Origin of the sequence: Candidatus Thioglobus sp. NP1, from assembly GCF_003326015.1 — a bacterium.
Taxonomy (GTDB): domain Bacteria; phylum Pseudomonadota; class Gammaproteobacteria; order PS1; family Pseudothioglobaceae; genus Pseudothioglobus; species Pseudothioglobus singularis_A.
Genome location: NZ_CP023860.1, coordinates 785,091 through 806,142, shown reverse-complemented (window position 1 = coordinate 806,142; position 21,052 = coordinate 785,091). Strand labels below are relative to the sequence as shown.

17 protein-coding genes are annotated in these 21,052 nt (G+C 34.7%); 9 read left to right on the top strand and 8 right to left on the bottom strand.

The features are described 5' to 3' along the window. Positions 1-91: 91 nt before the first annotated feature. The 8 genes from CRN91_RS04145 (at position 92) to CRN91_RS04110 (ending at position 9,061) form a co-directional block, all read left to right on the top strand. Positions 92-1,117 (top strand): ribonuclease D, encoded by a 1,026-nt coding sequence (locus CRN91_RS04145; protein WP_174688437.1) that lies wholly within the window; start codon positions 92-94, stop codon positions 1,115-1,117. After that, positions 1,113-1,709, top strand: coding sequence for a 16S rRNA (guanine(966)-N(2))-methyltransferase RsmD (gene rsmD / locus CRN91_RS04140; RefSeq protein WP_371412783.1), 597 nt, complete (start codon positions 1,113-1,115; stop codon positions 1,707-1,709). Before CRN91_RS04145 ends, rsmD begins: the two co-directional genes overlap by 5 nt. Next, the gene (gene coaD, locus CRN91_RS04135) at positions 1,706-2,188 is read left to right on the top strand and encodes a pantetheine-phosphate adenylyltransferase (RefSeq protein ID WP_114115181.1); all 483 of its coding nucleotides are present in this window, start codon (positions 1,706-1,708) and stop codon (positions 2,186-2,188) included. Before rsmD ends, coaD begins: the two co-directional genes overlap by 4 nt. 72 nt (positions 2,189-2,260) lie before the next feature. Further along, positions 2,261-4,168 (top strand): molecular chaperone DnaK, encoded by a 1,908-nt coding sequence (gene dnaK / locus CRN91_RS04130; RefSeq protein ID WP_114115180.1) that lies wholly within the window; start codon positions 2,261-2,263, stop codon positions 4,166-4,168. A 74-nt stretch (positions 4,169-4,242) separates the two neighbouring features. Next, positions 4,243-5,346: a molecular chaperone DnaJ gene (gene dnaJ, locus CRN91_RS04125; RefSeq protein WP_114115179.1), complete on the top strand. Its 1,104-nt coding sequence runs from the start codon at positions 4,243-4,245 to the stop codon at positions 5,344-5,346. An 82-nt stretch (positions 5,347-5,428) separates the two neighbouring features. Next, positions 5,429-6,709: a phosphopyruvate hydratase gene (gene eno / locus CRN91_RS04120; RefSeq protein WP_114115178.1), complete on the top strand. Its 1,281-nt coding sequence runs from the start codon at positions 5,429-5,431 to the stop codon at positions 6,707-6,709. A gap of 58 nt (positions 6,710-6,767) precedes the next feature. Further along, the gene (locus CRN91_RS04115; protein WP_114115177.1) at positions 6,768-8,015 is read left to right on the top strand and encodes an HlyC/CorC family transporter; all 1,248 of its coding nucleotides are present in this window, start codon (positions 6,768-6,770) and stop codon (positions 8,013-8,015) included. Between the two features lie 47 nt (positions 8,016-8,062). Then, complete coding sequence (locus tag CRN91_RS04110; protein ID WP_114115176.1) at positions 8,063-9,061, top strand: putative transporter; 999 nt, start codon at positions 8,063-8,065, stop codon at positions 9,059-9,061. Positions 9,062-9,341: 280 nt separating this feature from the next. On the opposite strand, the gene asd is transcribed toward CRN91_RS04110, so the two are convergent. Together asd and CRN91_RS04100 are read right to left on the bottom strand one after the other, a co-directional pair. Beyond that, the gene (gene asd, locus CRN91_RS04105) at positions 9,342-10,109 is read right to left on the bottom strand and encodes an archaetidylserine decarboxylase (RefSeq protein WP_114115175.1); all 768 of its coding nucleotides are present in this window, start codon (positions 10,107-10,109) and stop codon (positions 9,342-9,344) included. Between the two features lie 47 nt (positions 10,110-10,156). Further along, positions 10,157-11,860: a proline--tRNA ligase gene (locus CRN91_RS04100; protein ID WP_114115174.1), complete on the bottom strand. Its 1,704-nt coding sequence runs from the start codon at positions 11,858-11,860 to the stop codon at positions 10,157-10,159. 39 nt (positions 11,861-11,899) lie between these two features. On the opposite strand from CRN91_RS04100, the gene CRN91_RS04095 reads away from it, so the two are divergent. After that, positions 11,900-12,523 carry a site-2 protease family protein gene (locus CRN91_RS04095; RefSeq protein WP_114115173.1) on the top strand — a complete coding sequence of 208 codons (624 nt, stop codon included), beginning with the start codon at positions 11,900-11,902 and terminating at the stop codon, positions 12,521-12,523. A 22-nt stretch (positions 12,524-12,545) separates the two neighbouring features. Here CRN91_RS04095 and CRN91_RS04090 read toward each other — a convergent pair whose 3' ends face one another. From CRN91_RS04090 to ileS, 6 genes are read right to left on the bottom strand one after another with little or no spacing between them, the layout of a single operon-like run. After that, complete coding sequence (locus CRN91_RS04090) at positions 12,546-13,934, bottom strand: protein adenylyltransferase SelO (RefSeq protein ID WP_114115172.1); 1,389 nt, start codon at positions 13,932-13,934, stop codon at positions 12,546-12,548. Further along, entirely contained in the window at positions 13,918-15,345 is a 1,428-nt protein-coding gene (gene gatB / locus CRN91_RS04085) for an Asp-tRNA(Asn)/Glu-tRNA(Gln) amidotransferase subunit GatB (protein WP_114115171.1), read from the bottom strand. The genes CRN91_RS04090 and gatB overlap by 17 nt, the downstream gene beginning before the upstream one ends. 12 nt (positions 15,346-15,357) lie before the next feature. Beyond that, on the bottom strand, positions 15,358-16,800 hold the full coding sequence (gatA, locus tag CRN91_RS04080; RefSeq protein WP_114115170.1) for an Asp-tRNA(Asn)/Glu-tRNA(Gln) amidotransferase subunit GatA: 1,443 nt from the start codon (positions 16,798-16,800) through the stop codon (positions 15,358-15,360). A 2-nt stretch (positions 16,801-16,802) separates the two neighbouring features. Then, complete coding sequence (gatC, locus tag CRN91_RS04075; RefSeq protein WP_114115169.1) at positions 16,803-17,090, bottom strand: Asp-tRNA(Asn)/Glu-tRNA(Gln) amidotransferase subunit GatC; 288 nt, start codon at positions 17,088-17,090, stop codon at positions 16,803-16,805. Positions 17,091-17,100: 10 nt separating this feature from the next. Continuing rightward, positions 17,101-18,192, bottom strand: coding sequence for a 3-dehydroquinate synthase (gene aroB, locus CRN91_RS04070; protein WP_114115168.1), 1,092 nt, complete (start codon positions 18,190-18,192; stop codon positions 17,101-17,103). After that, a complete protein-coding gene (ileS, locus tag CRN91_RS04065) occupies positions 18,192-20,960 on the bottom strand; it encodes an isoleucine--tRNA ligase (RefSeq protein WP_114115167.1) in 2,769 nt (922 codons plus the stop codon). The genes aroB and ileS overlap by 1 nt, the downstream gene beginning before the upstream one ends. Positions 20,961-21,052 lie beyond the last annotated feature (92 nt).

Below are 21,052 nucleotides of genomic sequence, written 5' to 3'. Positions count from 1 at the left end.
AATTTTGTTGACAATCTATTAAAGTACCTTAATTATCTCATAAATGCATTAGTTGTTGATAAAATGCAACAATTAGATTTTTTTATTGCCCTTGATAAGTACTAGCCAACAATTAGAGAATTATCTCAAAGTCATTAAAGATGAATCAAAATTGGCAATTGATACTGAATTCAAAAGAATAGATACTTACTATCCAGAACTTTGTCTTATCCAAATAGCAACTTCAAATTCTATAGAATGTATTGATATCCTTGCTATTAAAGATTTGGAGCCACTATTTAAAAAACTTTACAACGAAAAGACTTCATGGATTGTGCATTCTGCCAGACAAGATATTGAAGCTCTTTTTTGCTTATCAGAAAGAATACCAATTTCAGTTTTTGATACTCAAATTGCTGCTTCCCTATTAAATTTTCCCATACAAATTTCCTATCAATCACTTACTGAATCAATACAAAATATATATTTAGAAAAAAAACATACTCGGTTTGACTGGACGATTCGTCCTCTTCCTATAGACGTTTTAAAATATGCTTTAGACGATGTTAGATATTTATTTAAAAATTATGAGTTCCTTAAAAATGAGTTAATTAATAGCAACAAATTAGAATGGATGGAAGAAGAGGTGGATTTCCTTCTCCATCAAAGCTTGTATGAGCCAAATTTCATGCAAATTATTAAAAAAACAAAAGGGATTACAAAAATCAACTATAGCTTTCAAAAAGATGCCGTTAATTTAATCCTTTGGCGAGAAAGTATCGCACAACAAAAAAACAAACCTCGAAAGTGGATAATGTCTGATGATGATTTAATTGACTATGTTTGTGGAAAAAAATTATTGTCATTAAAGTCTAAAAAACTTTTAGATGAATTTTCTAAAAATATAGAATTTGAGATAGATACTGTGAGTAATTTAATAGCCAATAAGCCTTTAAACTTAGATGAAAAAAATAAAAAGAAGAAATTACAGGAACAGATAAAAAATTTGTCTACTCAACACAATATTGCTCCTGAGCTTATTTGTTCTTCTAAATCTCTTGTAAAATTTATAAGGGGTGATTTATCAGTTTCTATAAATAGAGGCTGGAGAAAAAAGATTTCACAGAATTTAAATTAAATTAAAAAAAAATATTATTAAAAACAATACTTTCAATATTATTTCTGGAAAACTCAAGGGAAGAAAATTTCAGTTTCCTGATGAAACTGGACTCCGTCCTACTTCAGGCAAGATTAGAGAAACACTTTTTAATTGGCTTCAATTTGATATAGCTAATAAAATAATTTTAGATCCATTTGCTGGTAGCGGCGCACTTGGTATTGAGGCAATATCTAGAGGGGCTAAAAAAGTTTTATTAGTTGAAAAAAGTCTAAAAGTATTTAAAAAACTTAAATCTAACTTAGAAATATTAAATAATTCAGAATATAAACTGCTTAATCAGGATTCCCTAACTTATCTTAATAATAAAAATGTAACGCCTTTTGATTTAATTTTTTTAGACCCACCCTTTGAAAATGATTTAATACCTCAGATTCTCAAAATGCTATCAAAAAATAATTTTTTAGCTAATAATACTAAACTTTATATTGAATCTGAATACAAAATAACGAGTGAAATCCTAAATCAATATATTAAATATCAATGTACAATTACTAAACAAAAAAAATCAGGCAATGTTCATTATTGTTTGATAAGCTTTAATACCTTATGAAAAAAATTGCAATCTATCCTGGCTCATTTGATCCAATAACTAATGGGCACTTAGACTTAATAAAAAGAGCATCAAAGCTCTTTGATGAGGTAATTATTGCTATAACGCAGAATGCCAATAAATCAAGTTTTTTATCTATTGATCAAAGAGTTGATGCTGTAAACAAATCAATAACGGCACTAGACAATACTCGAGTATTAAGTTTTGACTCTTTACTAGTAGACTTTGCATCAGAGCATAATGCACAAATCATCATTCGTGGTTTGAGGGCAGTTTCTGACTTTGAGTACGAGTTTCAATTAAGTGGAATGAACAAACGTCTTAATCCTGGGATTGAAACTTTATTTATGACTCCTTCCGAAGAATTTGCCAATATCTCTTCATCTTTAGTTCGTGAAATTTATACATTAGGTGGAGATATATCTGCCTTTGTCCCAGACTCAGTCAAGATAATACTTCATAAGACACCTTTAAAATAATTCCATAAATGCCTTGAAATAAGATTTTATATCCCTAAATAGGGGTTATATCAAATACAAGGAGTAAATAAAATGTCAAAAATTATTGGAATTGACTTAGGAACAACTAACTCATGTGTTGCCGTTATGGACGGTGGTGTTGCTAAGATTATTGAAAATTCAGAAGGGAACCGTACAACTCCTTCTATTATTGCATATCCAAAAGATTCAGATGAAATCTTAGTAGGTCAACCTGCAAAAAGACAGGCTGTGACAAATCCTGAGAATACACTCTATGCAATTAAAAGATTGATTGGACGTCGCTTTGAGGAAGAGGCAGTGCAAAAAGATATCGATCTTGTTCCATATAAAATTATAAAAGCTAAAAATGGTGATGCTTGGGTTGAGGTTAATAAGAAAAAAATGGCTGCACCTGAAATTTCTGCAAGAGTAATTCAAAAAATGAAACAAACCGCAGAAGATTATCTTGGAACTGAAGTTACAGAGGCAGTTATTACTGTTCCTGCATACTTTAACGACTCTCAACGTCAAGCTACTAAAGATGCTGGAAAGATAGCCGGCTTAAATGTTAAGAGAATTATTAACGAGCCTACTGCAGCTGCCCTAGCTTATGGTGTAGATAAAACAGTTGGTGACAAAAAGGTTGCAGTATATGACTTAGGTGGTGGAACATTCGATGTCTCCATTATTGAAATGGAAGATATTGATGGTGAAAAACATTTTGAAGTTCTTTCTACAAATGGAGACACATTTTTAGGAGGTGAAGATTTTGATCAGCGAATAATCAATCATTTAGTCGAAGAGTTTAAAAAAGAACAGGGTTTTGATCTTACTAAAGATGCTATGGCTCTTCAGAGATTAAAAGAAGCTGCTGAAAAAGCGAAGATAGAACTATCTTCATCTGAGCAAACCGAAGTGAGCTTGCCATATATTACCGCAGATGCTGCAGGTCCAAAACATCTTAATATTAAAATTACTAGATCAAAACTTGAGTCTTTAGTTGCTGACCTTCTAAAACGCTCTATTGACCCATGTAAAACTGCGCTTAAAGATGCAGGTTTATCAAGTGGAGATGTAGATGAAGTTATCCTCGTTGGAGGACAAACTAGAATGCCTAAGGTTCAAGAAATGGTTAAAGATTTCTTTGGTAAAGAACCTAAAAGAGATTTAAATCCAGATGAGGCAGTTGCAATGGGTGCTGCTATTCAGGCTGGTGTCTTGGGTGGTGATGTAAAGGATGTTCTTCTTCTTGATGTAACTCCTCTCTCTCTTGGTATTGAAACTATGGGCGGTGTAATGACTAAATTGATTGAGAAAAATACAACTATTCCAACAAATCAGTCTCAAGTTTTCTCTACTGCTGCAGATAATCAATCAGCGGTTACAGTTCATGTCCTTCAGGGTGAGCGAGAGATTGCAAGTGCTAATAAATCTCTAGGTCAATTTAATCTCGAGGGTATCGCTCCAGCACCAAAAGGTCAACCACAAATCGAAGTAACTCTTGACCTTGACTCAGACGGTATTTTAAATGTTTCAGCAAAAGATAAGAATACTGGTAAAGAACAATCAATAACAATTAAATCTTCTAGTGGTCTTTCAGATGAAGAGGTTGATAAAATGATTAAAGATGCTGAGTCGCATGCTGAAGAAGATAAAAAATTCCAAGAACTTGTAACATCTCGAAATATGGCTGATTCTCTTGTGCATTCAACAAAACAAACTCTTGAAGAGCTTAAGGATGAGATTTCTGAAGACGAAAAAACAGCCATTGAAGCTGCAGTTAGTGAGCTTGAAGAGAGTATTAAAGGTGATGATAAAGAAGCCATCGATGCTAAAGTTCAAAACTTAAGTGAAAAAGCGGAAGTTTTAGCGCAAAAAGCTCAAGAAAAAGCTAGTTCAGAAGGTCCTTCAGAAGGAGGAGCTGAGGCAAATGATGATGTTGTAGATGCTGATTTTGAAGAGGTAAAAGAAGAGAAATAAGCAATTAAAAATACTGATATAAAATAAACCTCCCTTGATTCATTCTTGGGAGGTTTAATAATATAAGGGACACAATGTCAGATAGAGATTACTATGAAGTTTTAGGTGTTGATAAAGGTGCAGATGAAGCCAAAATTAAGAAGGCTTATAAGCGTCTTGCAATGAAATATCATCCTGATAGAAATGCAGATGATAAATCTGGAGCAGAGACAAAATTTAAAGAAGTTCGTAAGGCATATGATATTATTTCTGATCCTCAAAAAAGATCAGCATATGATCAATTTGGACATGCTGGTGTAGAACAAGGAGCTGGTGGCTTTGGAGGTGGAAACCCTTTTGGTGGTGCTGGTGGATTTGGTGATATCTTTGGTGACATTTTTGGTGGTGGTAGTTCAAAGCCAGACAATAGAGGCCCAGACCTTAGATACGATCTAGAGATTGATTTAAAGCAGGCTGCAAAGAGTGATACTGTAAAAATTCGTGTGCCCAAAAATGATACATGTGACACTTGTTCTGGAACTGGTGCAAAAACTGGAACCTCTGTAAAAACTTGTACAAATTGTCGTGGAACAGGACAAACAACAATGCAACAAGGTTTTTTTGCGGTTCAGAGACCCTGTAATGAATGTAAAGGTTCTGGTGAAAAGATAGAGTCACCATGTGGAACTTGTCGTGGTCAAGGAATCGTAAGAAAACAGAAAACACTTTCGGTAAAAATTCCAGCTGGAGTTGATACTGGTAATCGAATTAGATTGAGTGGTGAGGGAGAAGCTGGCTTGCGTGGAGGTCCATTTGGTGATCTTTATGTTCAAATTCATATTAAAGAACATCCAATTTTCGAACGTGAAGGCAACGATTTGTATTGCGAAGTTCCAATTGATTTTGCTACATCAGCACTTGGAGGTTCAATTGAAGTCCCAACCTTAGATGGTAAACTTAAAATCAATATTCCATCAGGAACTCAAACCTCAAAACTCTTTAGATTAAGAGGAAAAGGAATGCCTGCAATGAGATATAGTGGTTCGGGTGATTTACTCTGCCAAGTTAAAGTAGAAACACCAGTCAATCTTAATTCAAAGCAAAAGAAATTATTAAAAGAGTTTTCAAGTTCTTGTGAGGCCAAACATCATCCAGAGTCAAATTCATTTTTTGGTAAAATGAAGTCTTTCTTTGAGTAAATATGAAGCAATTTGATACAAAGTAAAAATTGTTCTTACTATAAAATTTAATTCTTCTTTAATTTAAATTAATTCTATAAAAATGATTAAAAAGATTCATGCTCGTGAGGTTTTAGATTCTCGAGGTAACCCAACTGTTGAAGCTGATGTTATTCTTGATAATGGAATATTTGGAAGAGCTATGGTTCCATCAGGTGCCTCAACTGGTCAGCGAGAAGCTTTAGAACTTAGAGATAATGATAAAAGCCGTTACCTTGGTAAAGGGGTCCTTAATGCTGTTAATTTTATAAATAATGAAATTAATGAAGCATTAATAGGAATGACAGTATCTAATCAAAAGGCTATTGATCATAGAATGATTGAGTTAGATGGTACTGATTCTAAATCAAGATTTGGAGCAAATTCTATTCTTGCAGTTTCTTTGGCATGTGCTCACGCCAATGCCAAAAATAATAATCAATCACTTTTTCGTTCTTTTGATTTTTCAGATGATTATCATTTACCTGTCCCTATGATGAATATTATTAATGGTGGTGAGCATGCCAATAATAGTGTCGATATTCAAGAGTTTATGATAATTCCTGCTGGGGCTCCAAGTTTTAAAGAAGCCTTAAGATATGGAACAGAAGTTTTTCATGCATTAAAAGTAGTCCTCGATAAAAAAGGTCTAAATACTGCTGTAGGTGATGAGGGAGGATTTGCGCCCGACTTAGACTCAAATGAAGAAGCTTTAGAAGTAATTATTGAAGCTATAAATAACGCTGGATATATCCCTGGAAAAGATATTTTTATTGGATTGGATGCTGCAAGTTCAGAATTTTATAAGGATGGTTTTTATAATCTTACGTCTGAGGGTTTAAAGCTTAGCAATGTTGAATTCACTGACTATCTTGCATCTTGGGTTGAGAAATATCCAATTATATCTATTGAAGATGGTATGGATGAAAATGACTGGGAAGGATGGTCAATGCTTACCGAAAGATTAACTAATAATGTCCAGCTAGTTGGTGATGACTTATTTGTGACAAATAGTAAGATATTAGAAAAAGGCATTAAAAATAATGTTGCAAATTCAATTCTTATTAAGGTCAATCAAATTGGAACGTTAACAGAGACATTTGATGCTATGAAATTAGCCCATAATGCTGGATATACATGTGTTATGTCTCATAGGAGTGGTGAAACTGAAGATACCACTATAGCAGATCTAGCTGTTGCGACTAGCTGTGGTCAAATTAAAACAGGCTCTTTATCTCGATCTGATAGATTAGCTAAATACAATCAACTCCTTCGAATTGAAGAAGAGCTTGGTGATGATGCTCATTTCCCTGGGCTAGAGGTATTTCATAATAAACTGTTATAAAACTTCTTTACCACTTTAAGGTTAAAATATAATCTTATTAACTACAATGGAAAACTGATTGGAATCACTGTCAACCTTCTGGCTAAGTGTTATATTATTTGTTCTAATTCTAGCTTCGGCTTTTTTTTCTGCCTCAGAAACTTCAATGATGGCTATAAACCGCTATCGTCTAAAAACCCTTAGTGCCAAAAATAATACGCAAGCAAAAAGGGTTGAAAAACTCTTTACAAATCTTGATTATTTGATAGGTGGTATCTTATTAGGTAATAACTTTGTAAATATACTTGCAGCAAGTATAGCTACTCTTCTTGCAATTAAACTTTGGGGTGAAGGGTCAGTAATTATTGCCTCATTTGCTTTAACTATAGTCATATTAATCTTTGCGGAAAATACACCAAAGACTTTTGCTGCAAAAAATCCAGAAAAAATTGCATTACCTGCCTCCTGGCTTATTGAATTATTGATTAAGCTATTTAGACCATTAATATTTTTAATTTCTTATATCTCTAAATTAATCCTGAATTTATTTGGATTAAAAAATACAAATAATGATATTTTGAATTCTGAAGAACTACGAATGGCTGTAGTTGATTCAAAACCTATGCTGAGTAAGAATTATCGCAAGATGCTTCTTAATATTATTGATCTAGAGAAGGTTAAGGTTGAGGATATTATGATTCCTCACCATGAGCTTGTGAGTGCAGATATCAATAATGAAGAGGAACTACTTGATCAATTCAAACGTGTTCAGCATACTCGCCTACTTATTTTTGATGGAGTTGAGACCAATATTATCGGCACAATTCACATGCGTGATATTGTAAATATTTATGCCAAAAATGAAATTAATATGGATTCAATCAGGGAGTTAATTCGAGAGCCCTATTTTGTTCCCGAAGGAACTCCACTATCTCAGCAACTTGAACACTTTAAAAAACATAAAAGAAGACTTGGTATTGTAGTAGATGAATATGGAGAGGTTCAAGGAATGGTTGTTTTAGATGATATCTTAGAGGAGATTGTAGGTCAATTTACTTCTAGCCAAGGAGAAAGCATTAATGAAATAAATAAACAAAAAGATGGAAGTTATTTAGTAGATCCTAGAATTAGCATTCGTGAAATTAATTATGAACTAAAAATAAAACTACCAATTGATAACGCTAAGACACTTAATGGACTAATCCTTGAGCATCTTCAAGGATTCCCTGAACATAACGTATCCATTAAAATTGAGTCACTAATAATTGAAATTGTTCAAGTAAGCAAACAAGGGATTAAACTTGTTAAGATTGACAAGATTAATTAGGTATTATCTTAGACAATTAGTCAAACTTAAAACTTTAAGGAAAATAAATGTTTAAATTTTTTACACAGAAACAGTGGTTTTTATGGGCTTATCTGGGCTCCGCAGTTATCCTAACCTCTTTGTGGTTATCAGTCCAAATTGATGTCCAAATCAATGAGTGGTTTGGTGGTTTCTACGATATGATTCAAAAAGCACTTGGGACTCCAAATGCAATCACAATGGATGAGTATATGGATGGCTTATGGAGCTTTGCTAAACTTGCTGCTATGTATATTGTTCTTGCCCTTGCAACGTCATTTCTTACCTCACATTTCCTATTCAGATGGAGAGCATCAATGGTTGAGTTTTATCATGGTGTCTATGATAAAGCTAGAACAATTGAAGGTGCTTCTCAGCGTGTTCAGGAAGATACCATTAGATTTTCTCGTATCATGGAAGGACTTGGAACAAGTTTAATTTCCTCTATTATGGTCCTTATTGAATATTTCCCATTATTGATGGGATTGGCAATAGGGATTCCAATTTTGTGGTTTGGTGATTGGGAGTATGGATTAGTCACCGCTGCCTTTATTTGGGCTGTTGGTGGAACAATTCTAATGATTGCACTTGCATGGGTATTAAGACTTGTTGGTATTGAATATGACCTTCAAAAACGAGAGGCAGCTTATAGAAAAATACTCGTTATTGCAGAAGATGATGGCACTATCAGACCCAAAACTCTTGAAGAACTTTTTGAAGGAGTAAGAATAATTCATTACAAGAGTTATTTACAGTATCTATACTTTAATATTGGAAGACTTGCATACCTTCAGGTTAATGTCTTAGTGGCTTATATTGTTCTTGCCCCAGCCATTGTTGCAGGAGTAATGACTCTTGGAGTAATGCAACAAATAATTAGAGCATTTGGAAGGGTTGAGGGCTCACTCCAGTATCTATTTAACTCATGGCCTACGATTATCGAACTAGCGAGTGTTTATAAGCGTCTAAGAGAGTTTGAGAGGCAAATCGAATTAATGACAGAGAAAGAGACTGAAATAGAGGCTTAATGAGGTTGGAAACTATGACTGAAATAGTTTTGCTTACTGGCGCATTGGGTTGCATTGCGCTAAAGAATTAATCGAGGCAGGCTACGCATTTTCTATTGCGTGTAGTAGCACTTTTCGATCGCGAAGCTAAAGGTATGCTTAGTTAGTTACCTTGGAATGGACGTGAGTTGTGACAACTCAGAGACACGCGAAATGTTCGATTGGACGCCGATACCATTTAAACAATCCGTGTTAGAAACTGCAGTAGCTATAAAGAGTGGAGATTCTTAAGCATCTAAAATTAAATAATCTCTTGTCCCATTTTAAGCTCCTGTCCCTCAATAAGATTTATATCTATTGAATCCTTTGGCAGGAGCATAATTACCGTCGAACCCATATTGAATCGACCTAATTCATCTCCCTTAGAGAGCTTAATCACTTTATCTTTATCCTTATAGTTATAGTTTGTAATTTTTTTTCCATATGGAGGGGTGATTTGACCCTCCCATATTGTTTGCATTGATCCTACAAAGATTGCCCCAACTAATATAAAAGCCATTTGCCCAAATTCAGTTTTAAATAGGCAGACTAAACGTTCATTTCTTGCAAAAACTCTCTCAACATTACTAACAGTTTTTTGATTAACCGAGAATAGACTTCCTGGGATGTATTTCATTTCTAACAAAATTCCATCACAAGGCATATGAATGCGATGATAATCCCTAGGAGATAAGTAAATTGTAGCAAATTTTCCATTATTAAAAACTGTTGAGGACTTATCTGCAAGAAGATTATTTGTAGAATATTGATGCCCTTTGGCTTGAAAGATTTGAGAGTCTTCAATTTTCCCAGATTGAGAAACAACGCCATCAACTGGAGAGATTAGCTTAGAGTCCGATATTGGCCTTAAATTTGGCTTAAGAGCTCGTGTAAAAAAATCATTGAAATGAATAAAGTCCTCAATTTTTTCAACTTCAGCTTCTGCTAAGTTAACCTGATACTTTTTAACAAACCATCTTGTAAAAGTATTCTTTATCCACAAGACTTTTATTCTTGTAAACCGAAACATCAGACTGGATAAAAAATGCTGAGGTATGATGTATTGCAAAAAAACCATTACTCAAGCTTATCAAGAATAAAGTTAACAGCTAATTTAAAATCAACTTCAACTTTTTCAGCTTCCTTCCTAGATTTATATTCAACTTTTCCGTTATCCGCATGCGTATCACTTAAGACAAAACGATGAGGTATTCCAAGGAGCTCAGAGTCTGCAAACATAATTCCAGGACGCTCTTTACGATCATCTAATAAGACATCAATACCTTGAGCTAAACAATCTTTATAAAGTTCATCAGCTAGGGCCTTAACTCGACTTGATTTATTGTAATTTATTGGAACTATAACAAGTTGAAAAGGGGCTATTGACTCTGGAAAAATTATCCCTCTATCATCATAATTTTGCTCAATGCTTGCTGCTACAATTCTTGTTACACCTATACCATAGCAGCCCATATTCATATTAACTGCCCTTCCATCTTCACCAATAACATTTGCATTCATAGAGTCAGAATACTTTGTGCCTAGCTGAAAAATATGGCCAACCTCAATTCCACGCTTGATTTCAAGCTTTCCTTTACCATCTGGAGAAGGATCACCAGCAATAACGTTACGCAAATCCCTTGGTGTTATTTTTTTTGTGTCACGCTTCCAATTAACACCTACATAATGCTTATCATTAATATTAGCACCACAGACAAAATCTGAAAGCGAAGCTGCCGCATAATCTACAATAATTGGAATATCAAGATTTACCACTCCAATTGAGCCAAATGAACATCCTAATTGTTGCTTAACGTTTTCCTCTTCAGCCATCCTTAAGGGTTTCTTGATACCTGATATTTTTGAAGCTTTAACTTCATTAAGTTCATGATCTCCTCTCAAGACAATTGCAATAAGACTATCATCTTCAGCCTCAATAATAAGCGTTTTGATAGAGTTAACAGGCTTAATTTTTAATAAATCACATACGTCATTAATAGTCTTAACTCCGGGAGTTTCAACAAGTTCCAGATTCTCTTTTGGAGATTTAGGTGTTTCTTGAGGTAACGTTTCAGCTCGGTCTATATTAGCTGCATAGTCTGACCCATCAGAAAAACAAATTGCATCCTCACCAGAATCTGCTAGAACATGAAATTCATGTGAGCTATCACCTCCAATAGTTCCAGAATCAGCTAAAACAGGCCTGTAATCAAAGCCAATTCTATCAAAAATATTACAATAAGTTTGATGCATAACCTTGTAAGTTTCACCAAGTGATTTTTCATTAATATGAAACGAGTAAGCGTCTTTCATAATAAACTCTCTCGAGCGCATTACCCCAAATCGGGGTCGAATTTCATCTCTAAATTTTGTTTGAATTTGATAAAAATTTATTGGCAGCTGCTTATAACTTCTCAGATACTGCTTAGCTATATCTGTAATGACTTCCTCATGAGTTGGTCCAAAACAGAAGTCCCTGTCATGCCTGTCTTTAAAGCGAAGCAATTCAGGTCCATACTCCTCCCATCTTTTAGATTCTTGCCAAAGTTCAGCAGGATGAGCTATTGGCATCAATACCTCTAATGCCTTAGATTTATTCATCTCCTCACGAACAATTTTTTCAACTTTTTGGACAATTTTGAGGCCCATAGGAAGATAAGAATACAAGCCTGAAGCTAATCTTGAAATTAAACCAGCTCGAATCATTAACTGATGCGAGATAATCTGAGCATCATTTGGTGCTTCCTTTATAGTAGAGATTAATGCGTCAGTGCTTTTCATATAAAATAGTATTCATACCAAAAAATTTTATTTTACCTAATGCCAGATTTTCAAACTTTATTAATTTATATTATTCCACTTCTATTTGCAATTACTCTTCATGAGGCAGCACATGGCTGGGCTGCAAGTAAATTAGGGGATCATACAGCTAGAATGATGGGAAGAGTCACTTTAAATCCTGTTAAACACATTGATCCAGTTGGGACAATATTGGTTCCATTATTATTAGTAATTATGAGTGTAGGATTTATCTTTGGCTGGGCAAAGCCAGTTCCAATTAATTTTCGAGCACTTAAATCTCAAAAATCAGGAATGATCTTAGTTGCACTTGCTGGACCTGGAGCTAACTTCCTTATGGCTATTGGTTGGGTAATTGTTGCCATAATTTCAATTAATTTAAATCAACCAATATTTTTAAAAATGGCTGGTATTGGTATATTTTTTAATATTTTACTTGCAGTTTTCAATCTTCTACCCATTCCTCCTCTTGATGGCTCGAGAGTTATTAGTGCCCTTTTACCTGGTCCATTAGCATACAAATATGGCCAATTTGAGCAGTATGGATTTCTAATACTATTAGGATTAATGTATATAGGGGGTTTTCAACTTGTCGTATTGCCAATAGTTAATCAGATTCAACTATTCTTCATATCGTTTATATAGCCTTAATGGGAATTAAAATTTACTATGATGAGCAGCTAAGTTCCAGATTTTGAGCCCAATCTGGCGCTTCATTATCATATGCTTCAAACCCCTCATGGTTTTCAAATGGTGACTTTAATAGATTAAATAAAGTATCAATTTCTTCATAATCATTTAAATCTTCAGCCTTCCTAATAGCGACTTCTGCCAGATAGTTTCTTAAAACATACTTTGGATTAACTGAATTCATCAATTTATTTCTTTCGTTAGCTTTTTCATCTTCTTTTTCAACTCTCTCATAATATCTTTTAAACCAAGAATTAAAGTTGGCGCCTAAAGTTTGCCCCTCCAATGACGTTAGCTGCCTCATTGATCGATGATAATCTTTTTTATTGATATAAAGTAATTCTAAAAAATCATTAATTAGTTCACTATCCCCTTCAATATTTTTAAGTAGTCCAAACTTTCGCCTCATTAGAGCTGAATACTCTTTAATTAAAGTGGGTTGATATTCTGCCAACGCATCTTTTAAATTAGCCTCTCTGATCAAATTTTTGAGTGAGTCAGCGAGTCGCTCTAGGTTCCATAAAGCAACTCCTGGCTGCCTCTCAAATGAATAACGACCCTGATTATCTGAGTGATTACAAATAAAAGATGGGTTATAGTTCTCCATAAAACTGAAAGGACCATAATCAATAGTAAGTCCTAAAATTGACATATTATCAGTATTCATAACACCATGAGCAAACCCTTGAGCTTGCCAGCCAGCTATCATTGAAGCAGTTGTTTGAACTATTTTCTTAAAGAGATTAAGGTAACAATTTTTTCCTTTTAATTGAGGATAATAATGTTCTAAAACAAAATCAGCGAGTTTTTTAACATTTTCAGTTTGGCCGTTAGCAGCAAAAAATTCAAAGTGTCCAAATCGAATATTACTTTCAAAAACACGAGTTACAATTGAACCACTCTCCACATGCTCACGATAAACATCACTATCACTAGCAACAATAGCAAGACATTTAGTAGTAGCAATATTCAACCCTTCCATTGCAATCGAACATAAATATTCACGTATACTAGATCGAAGAACAGCACGACCATCAGCACCCCTTGAAAATGGTGTAGTGCCTGCCCCCTTTAACGAAAGTTCATAGCCTTTTATCTCCCCAATTAAGCAAGACCTGCCATCACCAAGCTGAGGCACAAAATAACCAAACTGATGACCCGCATAAACACTAGCAATTGGCTCAACTTTTTCAAATTTTTCTTCTCCCGAACATACTGCTCGGAGCTCTTCATTTGAAAGTTTTATCTCAAGACTAGCTTGTAAATCTTTATTGATATGGATTAGATGACTATTTTTTAGCTCTTGAGTAGTAACTCTTGAAAAATAGTCTTCCCCAAGTTCTGTAAATTTAAGAGAGCTTATCATTTAAAATTTGATTAACTTGTTTTGGATTTGCCTTGCCACTAGTTGCCTTCATAACTTGCCCCACAAAAAAACCTAAAAGTTTAGAATTTCCAGCTTTAAACTGCTCAACTTGCTGACCATTATTGCCAATAATTTCATCAATTACCGTCTCCAATGCAGAAATATCAGTCATTTGAGTTAATCCCTGTTCTTCAATAATAGCTTCGACACTTCCTTTACCTTCCCACATCAATTTAAAGACATCTTTAGCAATTTTTCCTGAAATTGTATTATCACTAATTTTTTTAATAAGTTCAGATAACTGAAGGGCTGGTATAGGTGATTCATTGATTTCAATTTGACTTTTATTTAGTGAAGCTGATAGCTCACCCATCACCCAGTTAGCGGCAATCTTTACATCAGCACCATGGCTAATCATAGACTCAAAGTATTCAGAAATTTCTTTGTGTGCAGTCAAATTTTCTGCATCATACTCACTAAGTTTAAAGTTGTCCATAAATCTAATCTTCTTTTCTGTTGGAAGCTCTGGAAGACTATTCTTAATTTCAGTTAAAAGGTCATCATCAATGGAAATTGGTAATAAGTCAGGGTCTGGGAAATATCTATAATCATTAGCCTCCTCCTTTGAACGCATCGATCTAGTTTCATTCTTAACAGCATCATAAAGCCTTGTTTCTTGAACAATCGCGCCACCATCCTCAAGAATATCAATCTGCCTTACTACCTCTAAATTTATAGCTTTCTCTAAAAATTTAAATGAGTTTATATTTTTCAACTCAGCGCGAGTTCCTAGCTCAGCTCCTTGTCTTCTAACTGAAACATTTGCATCACATCGAAATGAACCCTCCTGCATATTTCCATCACAAATACCAATGTATTGGACCAAGGAATGGATTTTTTTAGCATAAGAGACTGCTTCTTTTGCACTACTCATATCAGGTTCAGAAACGATCTCTAAGAGAGGAGTTCCTGCTCGGTTAAGGTCAATTGCAGTATAGTCGTCATATAAGTCATGAATTGATTTTCCAGCATCCTCTTCAAGATGAGCGCGTGTAATACCAATAAGCTTATTCTGGCCATCATCCAAAGGTATTTCAATTTCTCCTTCACCAACTATTGGTAACTCAAACTGAGAAATTTGATAGCCCTTAGGAAGGTCAGGATAGAAATAATTTTTTCTTGCAAAAATTGAATTTTGGTTAATTTTAGCGTTAACTGCTAAGCCAAAACTTAGTGCCATCATTACTACCTCTTTATTAAGGACAGGTAAAACTCCTGGATAACCAAGATCAACAGCACAAGCTTGAGAGTTTGGTTTTGCTCCAAATGCAGTGGACGCTCCAGAAAAAATCTTTGATTTAGTTTTTAACTGTGAATGTATTTCTAAACCAATTACTGTTTCCCAAGCCATTATCTTTCCTCTTTATGATTCATCAGGTAACTGAGAATGCCAATTAGTTTGTAATTGGAATTGATGTGCAGCATTAAGTAAAGTTTCTTCAGACCAATGGTTACCTATTAACTGAAGTCCAACAGGTAAATTTTTGGAAAATCCAGCTGGAATACTCATACCTGGGAGACCGGCAAGATTTGCTGAAAGTGTATAAATATCAGCTAAATACATTGAAACTGAGTCTTTGTGAGATCCCATTTCAAATGCAGTAGTAGGTGAAACAGGGCCCATTATTACATCTACATTTTTAAAGGCTTTTTTAAAATCTTCACTTATTAATTGTCGCACTTTTTGTGCTTTAAGATAATACGCATCATAGTAGCCGGCAGAGAGAGCATACGTACCAATCATGATCCGGCGTTTAACCTCCTCACCAAGACCCTCCGAACGAGACCTGAGATATAAATCATTTAAGTCTTTTGGATCTTTACATCGATATCCATAGCGAACCCCATCAAATCTTGATAAATTTGATGAGCATTCACATGGCGCAACAATATAATATGTTGGGATAGCATATGCTGAGTTTGGAAGTGATATTTCATGAATTTTAGCCCCCATAGACTCAAATTCACTTATTGACTGCATAATAACTTGCTCAACATTACTATCTAAGCCTTCAGAGAAAAACTCCTTAGGAAGACCAATTTTTAAACCTTTTATAGACTTACCTAAATTTTTTGTATAGTCTGGCGTTTCTTTTTGAGCACTGGTTGAGTCTTTAGGATCAAACCCTGCCATTGAATTTAATACTATAGCAGCATCCTCTGCAGTTTTAGTCATTGGACCTGCTTGATCTAAACTGGATGCATAAGCAATCATTCCGTACCTTGAAATTCGTCCATAAGTAGGCTTAATACCTGTAATGCCACAAAGACTTGCCGGCTGTCGAATACTTCCTCCAGTATCAGTTCCAGTTGCAAATGGCGCTATCCGAGCTGCTACCGCAGCAGCAGATCCTCCTGATGAGCCCCCAGGAACTCTATCTTGATCCCAAGGATTTCTGACTGGCCCATAAAAAGAATTTTCATTCGATGATCCCATAGCAAACTCATCCATATTTGTCTTGCCAAGCATAACCATATTCTCATCATTAAACTTTTGAGTAATAGTCGCATTGAAAGGAGAAATAAATGAATCAAGCATCTTTGACCCAGCAGAAGTTTTTACGCCCAAGGTACAAAAAATATCTTTATGGGCATATGGTATTCCAGTCAATATAGTGCCAGTGCCCTTAGCAATCTTAAGATCAGCCTGTTTTGCCTGAGAAAGTGCTAATTCATCAGTAACTGTAATATATGAATTCAATGAAGAAACCCCAATCCTATCAAGGAAATGTTGGGTCAATTCAACTGATGAAAATTCTTTATTTTTTAAACCTTTAGAAAGTTCAGCTATGGATAATTTATGCATCACTACTCAATCACTGTTGGAACAAGGAAATGATCTTTACCCTTCTTTGGGGCTATTTCTTGAAACTCCTTTGATAAATCAGTTTCAGTAACTTCATCAGTTCTTAAGCGCTGTGACATATGCAATGGATGGGCCATTGGCTCTATTTCACCAGTGTCTATATCACCAAGCTCTTCCATTAAATTGAGTATATTATTAAGCTCCTCTGTGCTTTTTACCAACTCAGAATCACTCACATTTAACCTTGCCAGGTATGCAATCTCTTTAACTTGTTTTTGATCTAATGACATAAAGTTATTGTTATTTAGAAAAAATAGATATTACTTGATAAAAATTATCTGACGAATAATCATCCGATAAATAAGAATCACCTAAATTTTGTAAAAGCACCAAACGTATATTACCATCAATAGCTTTTTTATCAATTGACATAGCCTTAATTAATTCTTCACTTGTAACTTTGCCATCAATACTAGTAGGTAACTTTGCCTTAATTAGAATATTTTTAACACGCTCAACGTCTTCAAGTTTTAGATGCCCTTCAAGTTCAGATAGTTTAGCCGCCATATACATTCCAATTGAAATAGCCTCACCATGAAGATATGTTCCATAACCTAAAACATTTTCAATACCATGACCAAAGGTATGCCCAAGGTTTAATAATGCCCTCTTACCTTTCTCAAATTCGTCTTCAGCAACAACCTTTGCCTTATCTTCACATGATTGATAAACAGCTTCAATAATCAGATTTTTATCTCGGCTCATTATTGCATCAATATTTTTTTCAAGCATTGCTAAAAAACCAATATTTCCCAGAAAACCATATTTGATAACCTCTGCCATACCAGCAGAAAATTCACGATCATTTAAAGTCTCTAATGTATCAACATCAATAATAACTGCTTCAGGCTGATGGAATGCACCAATCATATTTTTACCTAGCTCATGATTAACACCCGTCTTTCCTCCTACACTTGAATCTACTTGAGAAAGCAACGTAGTAGGTATTTGAATAAAATTAATCCCTCTTTGGTATGAAGCCGCTGCAAAACCAGTAATATCACCAATAACACCACCACCTAAGGCAATTAAGGTAGCACTTCGATCAAATTGTGCCTCAAGCAAAGCATCAAATATAGTTTTAGTCGTCTCAAGTGTTTTATACTTTTCACCATCAGGCAAAATTGTAACTTCCACAATGAACTTTTCTAATAACTTTTTAACTTTATCTAAATAAAGAGGAGCAATAGTTGAATTGGTAATAATCATCACTTGCTTTCCACTAATATGGTTTTCAAGATAGGATTTATTGGACAGTAATTTACTTCCAATGTAGATTGGATAAGATTTATTTCCTAGTTCAACGTCTAATATTTTATGTAAGCTGCTCATTAGGCAAATACCCTCTTTTCTCCCTCACCTGAGACATTTTCTATACAACGACCACAAAGCTCTTTATGTTGTTTATTTTCTCCAATCTCAACTCTGTGATGCCAACAACGCACACACTTTTGATAACTACTTTTTCTGACTCTTACAGCTAAGTTTTCATCAACATCTACAGCATCTTTTGGCTTATCTCCTAATCGATGAATCAAAGCCTCTGAAGTTATAAATACAAACCTTAATTCACTCTCTAATTCGAGAAGCGCTGTATGGATTTTATCGCTACAATAAATATCCACTTCAGCATCAAGTGAAGAGCCAATAATCTTGTCTCTTCTCATTTGCTCAAGCTCCTTTCGGAGATATACATTTATATCCCTAGCAACTTCAATTGAATGATTTTCAAAATTACCCTCTAAGCCTTTATACCAGGTCTGTAAAAAAATACTTTCTTTTGAAGCGCCAGGTAAAAATTGCCATATCTCTTCTGAAGTAAAAGAGAGTATTGGTGACAACCATCGCACCATTGCATGAGAGATATGAAATAAAGCACTCTGAGCAGAACGCCTTGCTAAGGAGTCAGTTTGTGTCGTATATTGCCTATCTTTAATTATGTCTAAGTAAAAGCCACCAAGATCATTAGTACAAAAATTTAGAATCATCTTCATTACGTGATGAAAATTGTACTCATCGTAACCTTTGATAACTTGAGATTGAAGTTCAGCAGTTTTTGCAATAATCCATTGATCTAAAAGTAGCATTTGTTCTGCCTTGATAAGGTCCTTATCACAATCAAAGCCTTGCATATTTGCCAACATAAAACGCATTGTATTTCTTATTCTTCGGTAGCTATCTGCACTTCGATTAAGAATTTCATCAGAAACTGTCATTTCGCCTGAATAATCCGTACTACCTATCCACAATCTTAAAATATCAGCACCAAGCGAATTAACAACCTTTTGGGGAGGTATAACATTACCCAAAGATTTACTCATCTTGTATCCCTTTTGATCAACTGTAAAGCCATGCGTTAGAACTTGTTTATAAGGTGCTTTAGAATTTATTGCACAAGACGTTATAAGAGATGATTGAAACCACCCTCTATGTTGGTCTGAACCCTCTAGGTACATGTCAGCAACATCTGTTAGATGATCACTCGCCTTTAATACTGCATAATGACTAACACCAGAGTCAAACCAAACATCAAGCGTATCAGTAGTTTTCTCATACTCAGATGCTTCCTTACCTAAAATGTCTTCAATTTTGAGTTTAAACCATGCTTCAATTCCTTCCAATTCAATTTTTTTAGCAACGATCTCAAATAGCTCTTCTGTATTTGGATGCATTTCGCCAGTTATTTTATTAATAAATAAAGTGATTGGCGAACCCCAATAGCGTTGCCTAGATATACACCAATCTGGTCTATTGCCGACCATTAGCTCAATTCGTTTCTGCCCCCAATTAGGTATCCACTTAACATTAAGAATTTCTTCATTAACCTTATCCCTTAACTTTTTTTGAGTCATAGAAATAAACCATTGAGGAGTTGCTCGAAATATAACTGGTGTCTTATGCCTCCAACAATGGGGGTATGAATGATTTATTGGATCATGTTTTAAAAGAGTTTTTTTATTTTCTAATAACTCAATAATTGTTGCATTAGCTTTAAAAATGAATTCACCTGCAACATATTTTGTCGAGTCAATAAATATCCCTCTGCCATCTACAGGACAGTCAACTGGCAAGTTATACTTAAGACCAACAATATAATCATCTTGGCCATGTGCGGGTGCGGTATGCACTGCCCCAGTTCCAGCTTCTGTTGTTACATGCTCACCCAATATGATTGGTACTTTTTTATCATAAAAGGGATGCTGTGTCATAATACCCTCTAGATCAGACCCTTTATAGACCCTATCAAGTTTAGTTGCATTTTTAATACCATATCTTTCTAAAGCAGTTGCATAGAGCTCATCAGCAAGAATTATGAATTTATCTCCAATATCTGCCAAAACATAGTTAAGATCTGGATGTAATGCGACAGCTTCATTTGCTGGTAATGTCCATGGAGTTGTTGTCCATATAATAATAGAAACAGGCTTGTCTAAGTCAAAAAAATCATCTACAACTTTAAATGAGACATCGACAGTATCAGAGCCCTTATCTTTATATTCAACCTCAGCTTCAGCAAGGGCTGAAGAGCATTCTGTGCACCAATGAACTGGTTTAAAGCCCTTAGAGATATGTCCATTTTTAACTATTTTTCCAAGAGACCTTACAATATCAGCTTCATACTTAAAGTTTTTAGTTTGGTAAGGATTATCCCAATCACCAATTATTCCAAGTCGTTTAAAGTCAATTTTTTGCTTCTCGATTTGTTTATCAGCATATTCTCTACATGCTGCTCGAAAATCATCCGCATTTATCTTTTGTCCAACCTTGCCTTTCTTTTTCTCAACCATATGTTCAATTGGAAGGCCATGGCAATCCCATCCAGGAACATAAGGAGCATCAAAACCAGATAAGGTTTTACTTTTAACAATGACGTCCTTAAGGACTTTATTTACAGCATGACCAATATGGATATCTCCATTGGCATAAGGAGGGCCATCATGAAGAACAAAAGTTGGTTTTCCTTTAAATTTTTGACGAATTTGTTTATGCAAATCTTGATCCTGCCAATTCTTTAAAAAACCGCCTTCACGATTAGCTAAATTTGCTTTCATTGGAAAATCTGTTGCAGGAAGATTTAAGGTAGTTTTATAATCAGACATTAATTACAAAATAATTCTATTTAAAAAATGCCATTATACTTGACGCATATGGTCTCACAAGATTGAAAACACTAAGGTTAAGTAAAAATAGC

What these genes read in the sequence shown, in the direction of transcription:
- coaD (WP_114115181.1), top strand. Translation starts at nt 1,706, where the DNA reads ATGAAAAAAATTGCAATCTATCCTGGCTCATTTGATCCAATAACTAAT.
- dnaK (WP_114115180.1), top strand. Translation starts at nt 2,261, where the DNA reads ATGTCAAAAATTATTGGAATTGACTTAGGAACAACTAACTCATGTGTT.
- dnaJ (WP_114115179.1), top strand. Translation starts at nt 4,243, where the DNA reads ATGTCAGATAGAGATTACTATGAAGTTTTAGGTGTTGATAAAGGTGCA.
- eno (WP_114115178.1), top strand. Translation starts at nt 5,429, where the DNA reads ATGATTAAAAAGATTCATGCTCGTGAGGTTTTAGATTCTCGAGGTAAC.
- CRN91_RS04110 (WP_114115176.1), top strand. Translation starts at nt 8,063, where the DNA reads ATGTTTAAATTTTTTACACAGAAACAGTGGTTTTTATGGGCTTATCTG.
- asd (WP_114115175.1), bottom strand. Translation starts at nt 10,109, where the DNA reads ATGTTTCGGTTTACAAGAATAAAAGTCTTGTGGATAAAGAATACTTTT.
- CRN91_RS04100 (WP_114115174.1), bottom strand. Translation starts at nt 11,860, where the DNA reads ATGAAAAGCACTGACGCATTAATCTCTACTATAAAGGAAGCACCAAAT.
- CRN91_RS04095 (WP_114115173.1), top strand. Translation starts at nt 11,900, where the DNA reads ATGCCAGATTTTCAAACTTTATTAATTTATATTATTCCACTTCTATTT.
- CRN91_RS04090 (WP_114115172.1), bottom strand. Translation starts at nt 13,934, where the DNA reads ATGATAAGCTCTCTTAAATTTACAGAACTTGGGGAAGACTATTTTTCA.
- gatB (WP_114115171.1), bottom strand. Translation starts at nt 15,345, where the DNA reads ATGGCTTGGGAAACAGTAATTGGTTTAGAAATACATTCACAGTTAAAA.
- gatA (WP_114115170.1), bottom strand. Translation starts at nt 16,800, where the DNA reads ATGCATAAATTATCCATAGCTGAACTTTCTAAAGGTTTAAAAAATAAA.
- gatC (WP_114115169.1), bottom strand. Translation starts at nt 17,090, where the DNA reads ATGTCATTAGATCAAAAACAAGTTAAAGAGATTGCATACCTGGCAAGG.
- aroB (WP_114115168.1), bottom strand. Translation starts at nt 18,192, where the DNA reads ATGAGCAGCTTACATAAAATATTAGACGTTGAACTAGGAAATAAATCT.
- ileS (WP_114115167.1), bottom strand. Translation starts at nt 20,960, where the DNA reads ATGTCTGATTATAAAACTACCTTAAATCTTCCTGCAACAGATTTTCCA.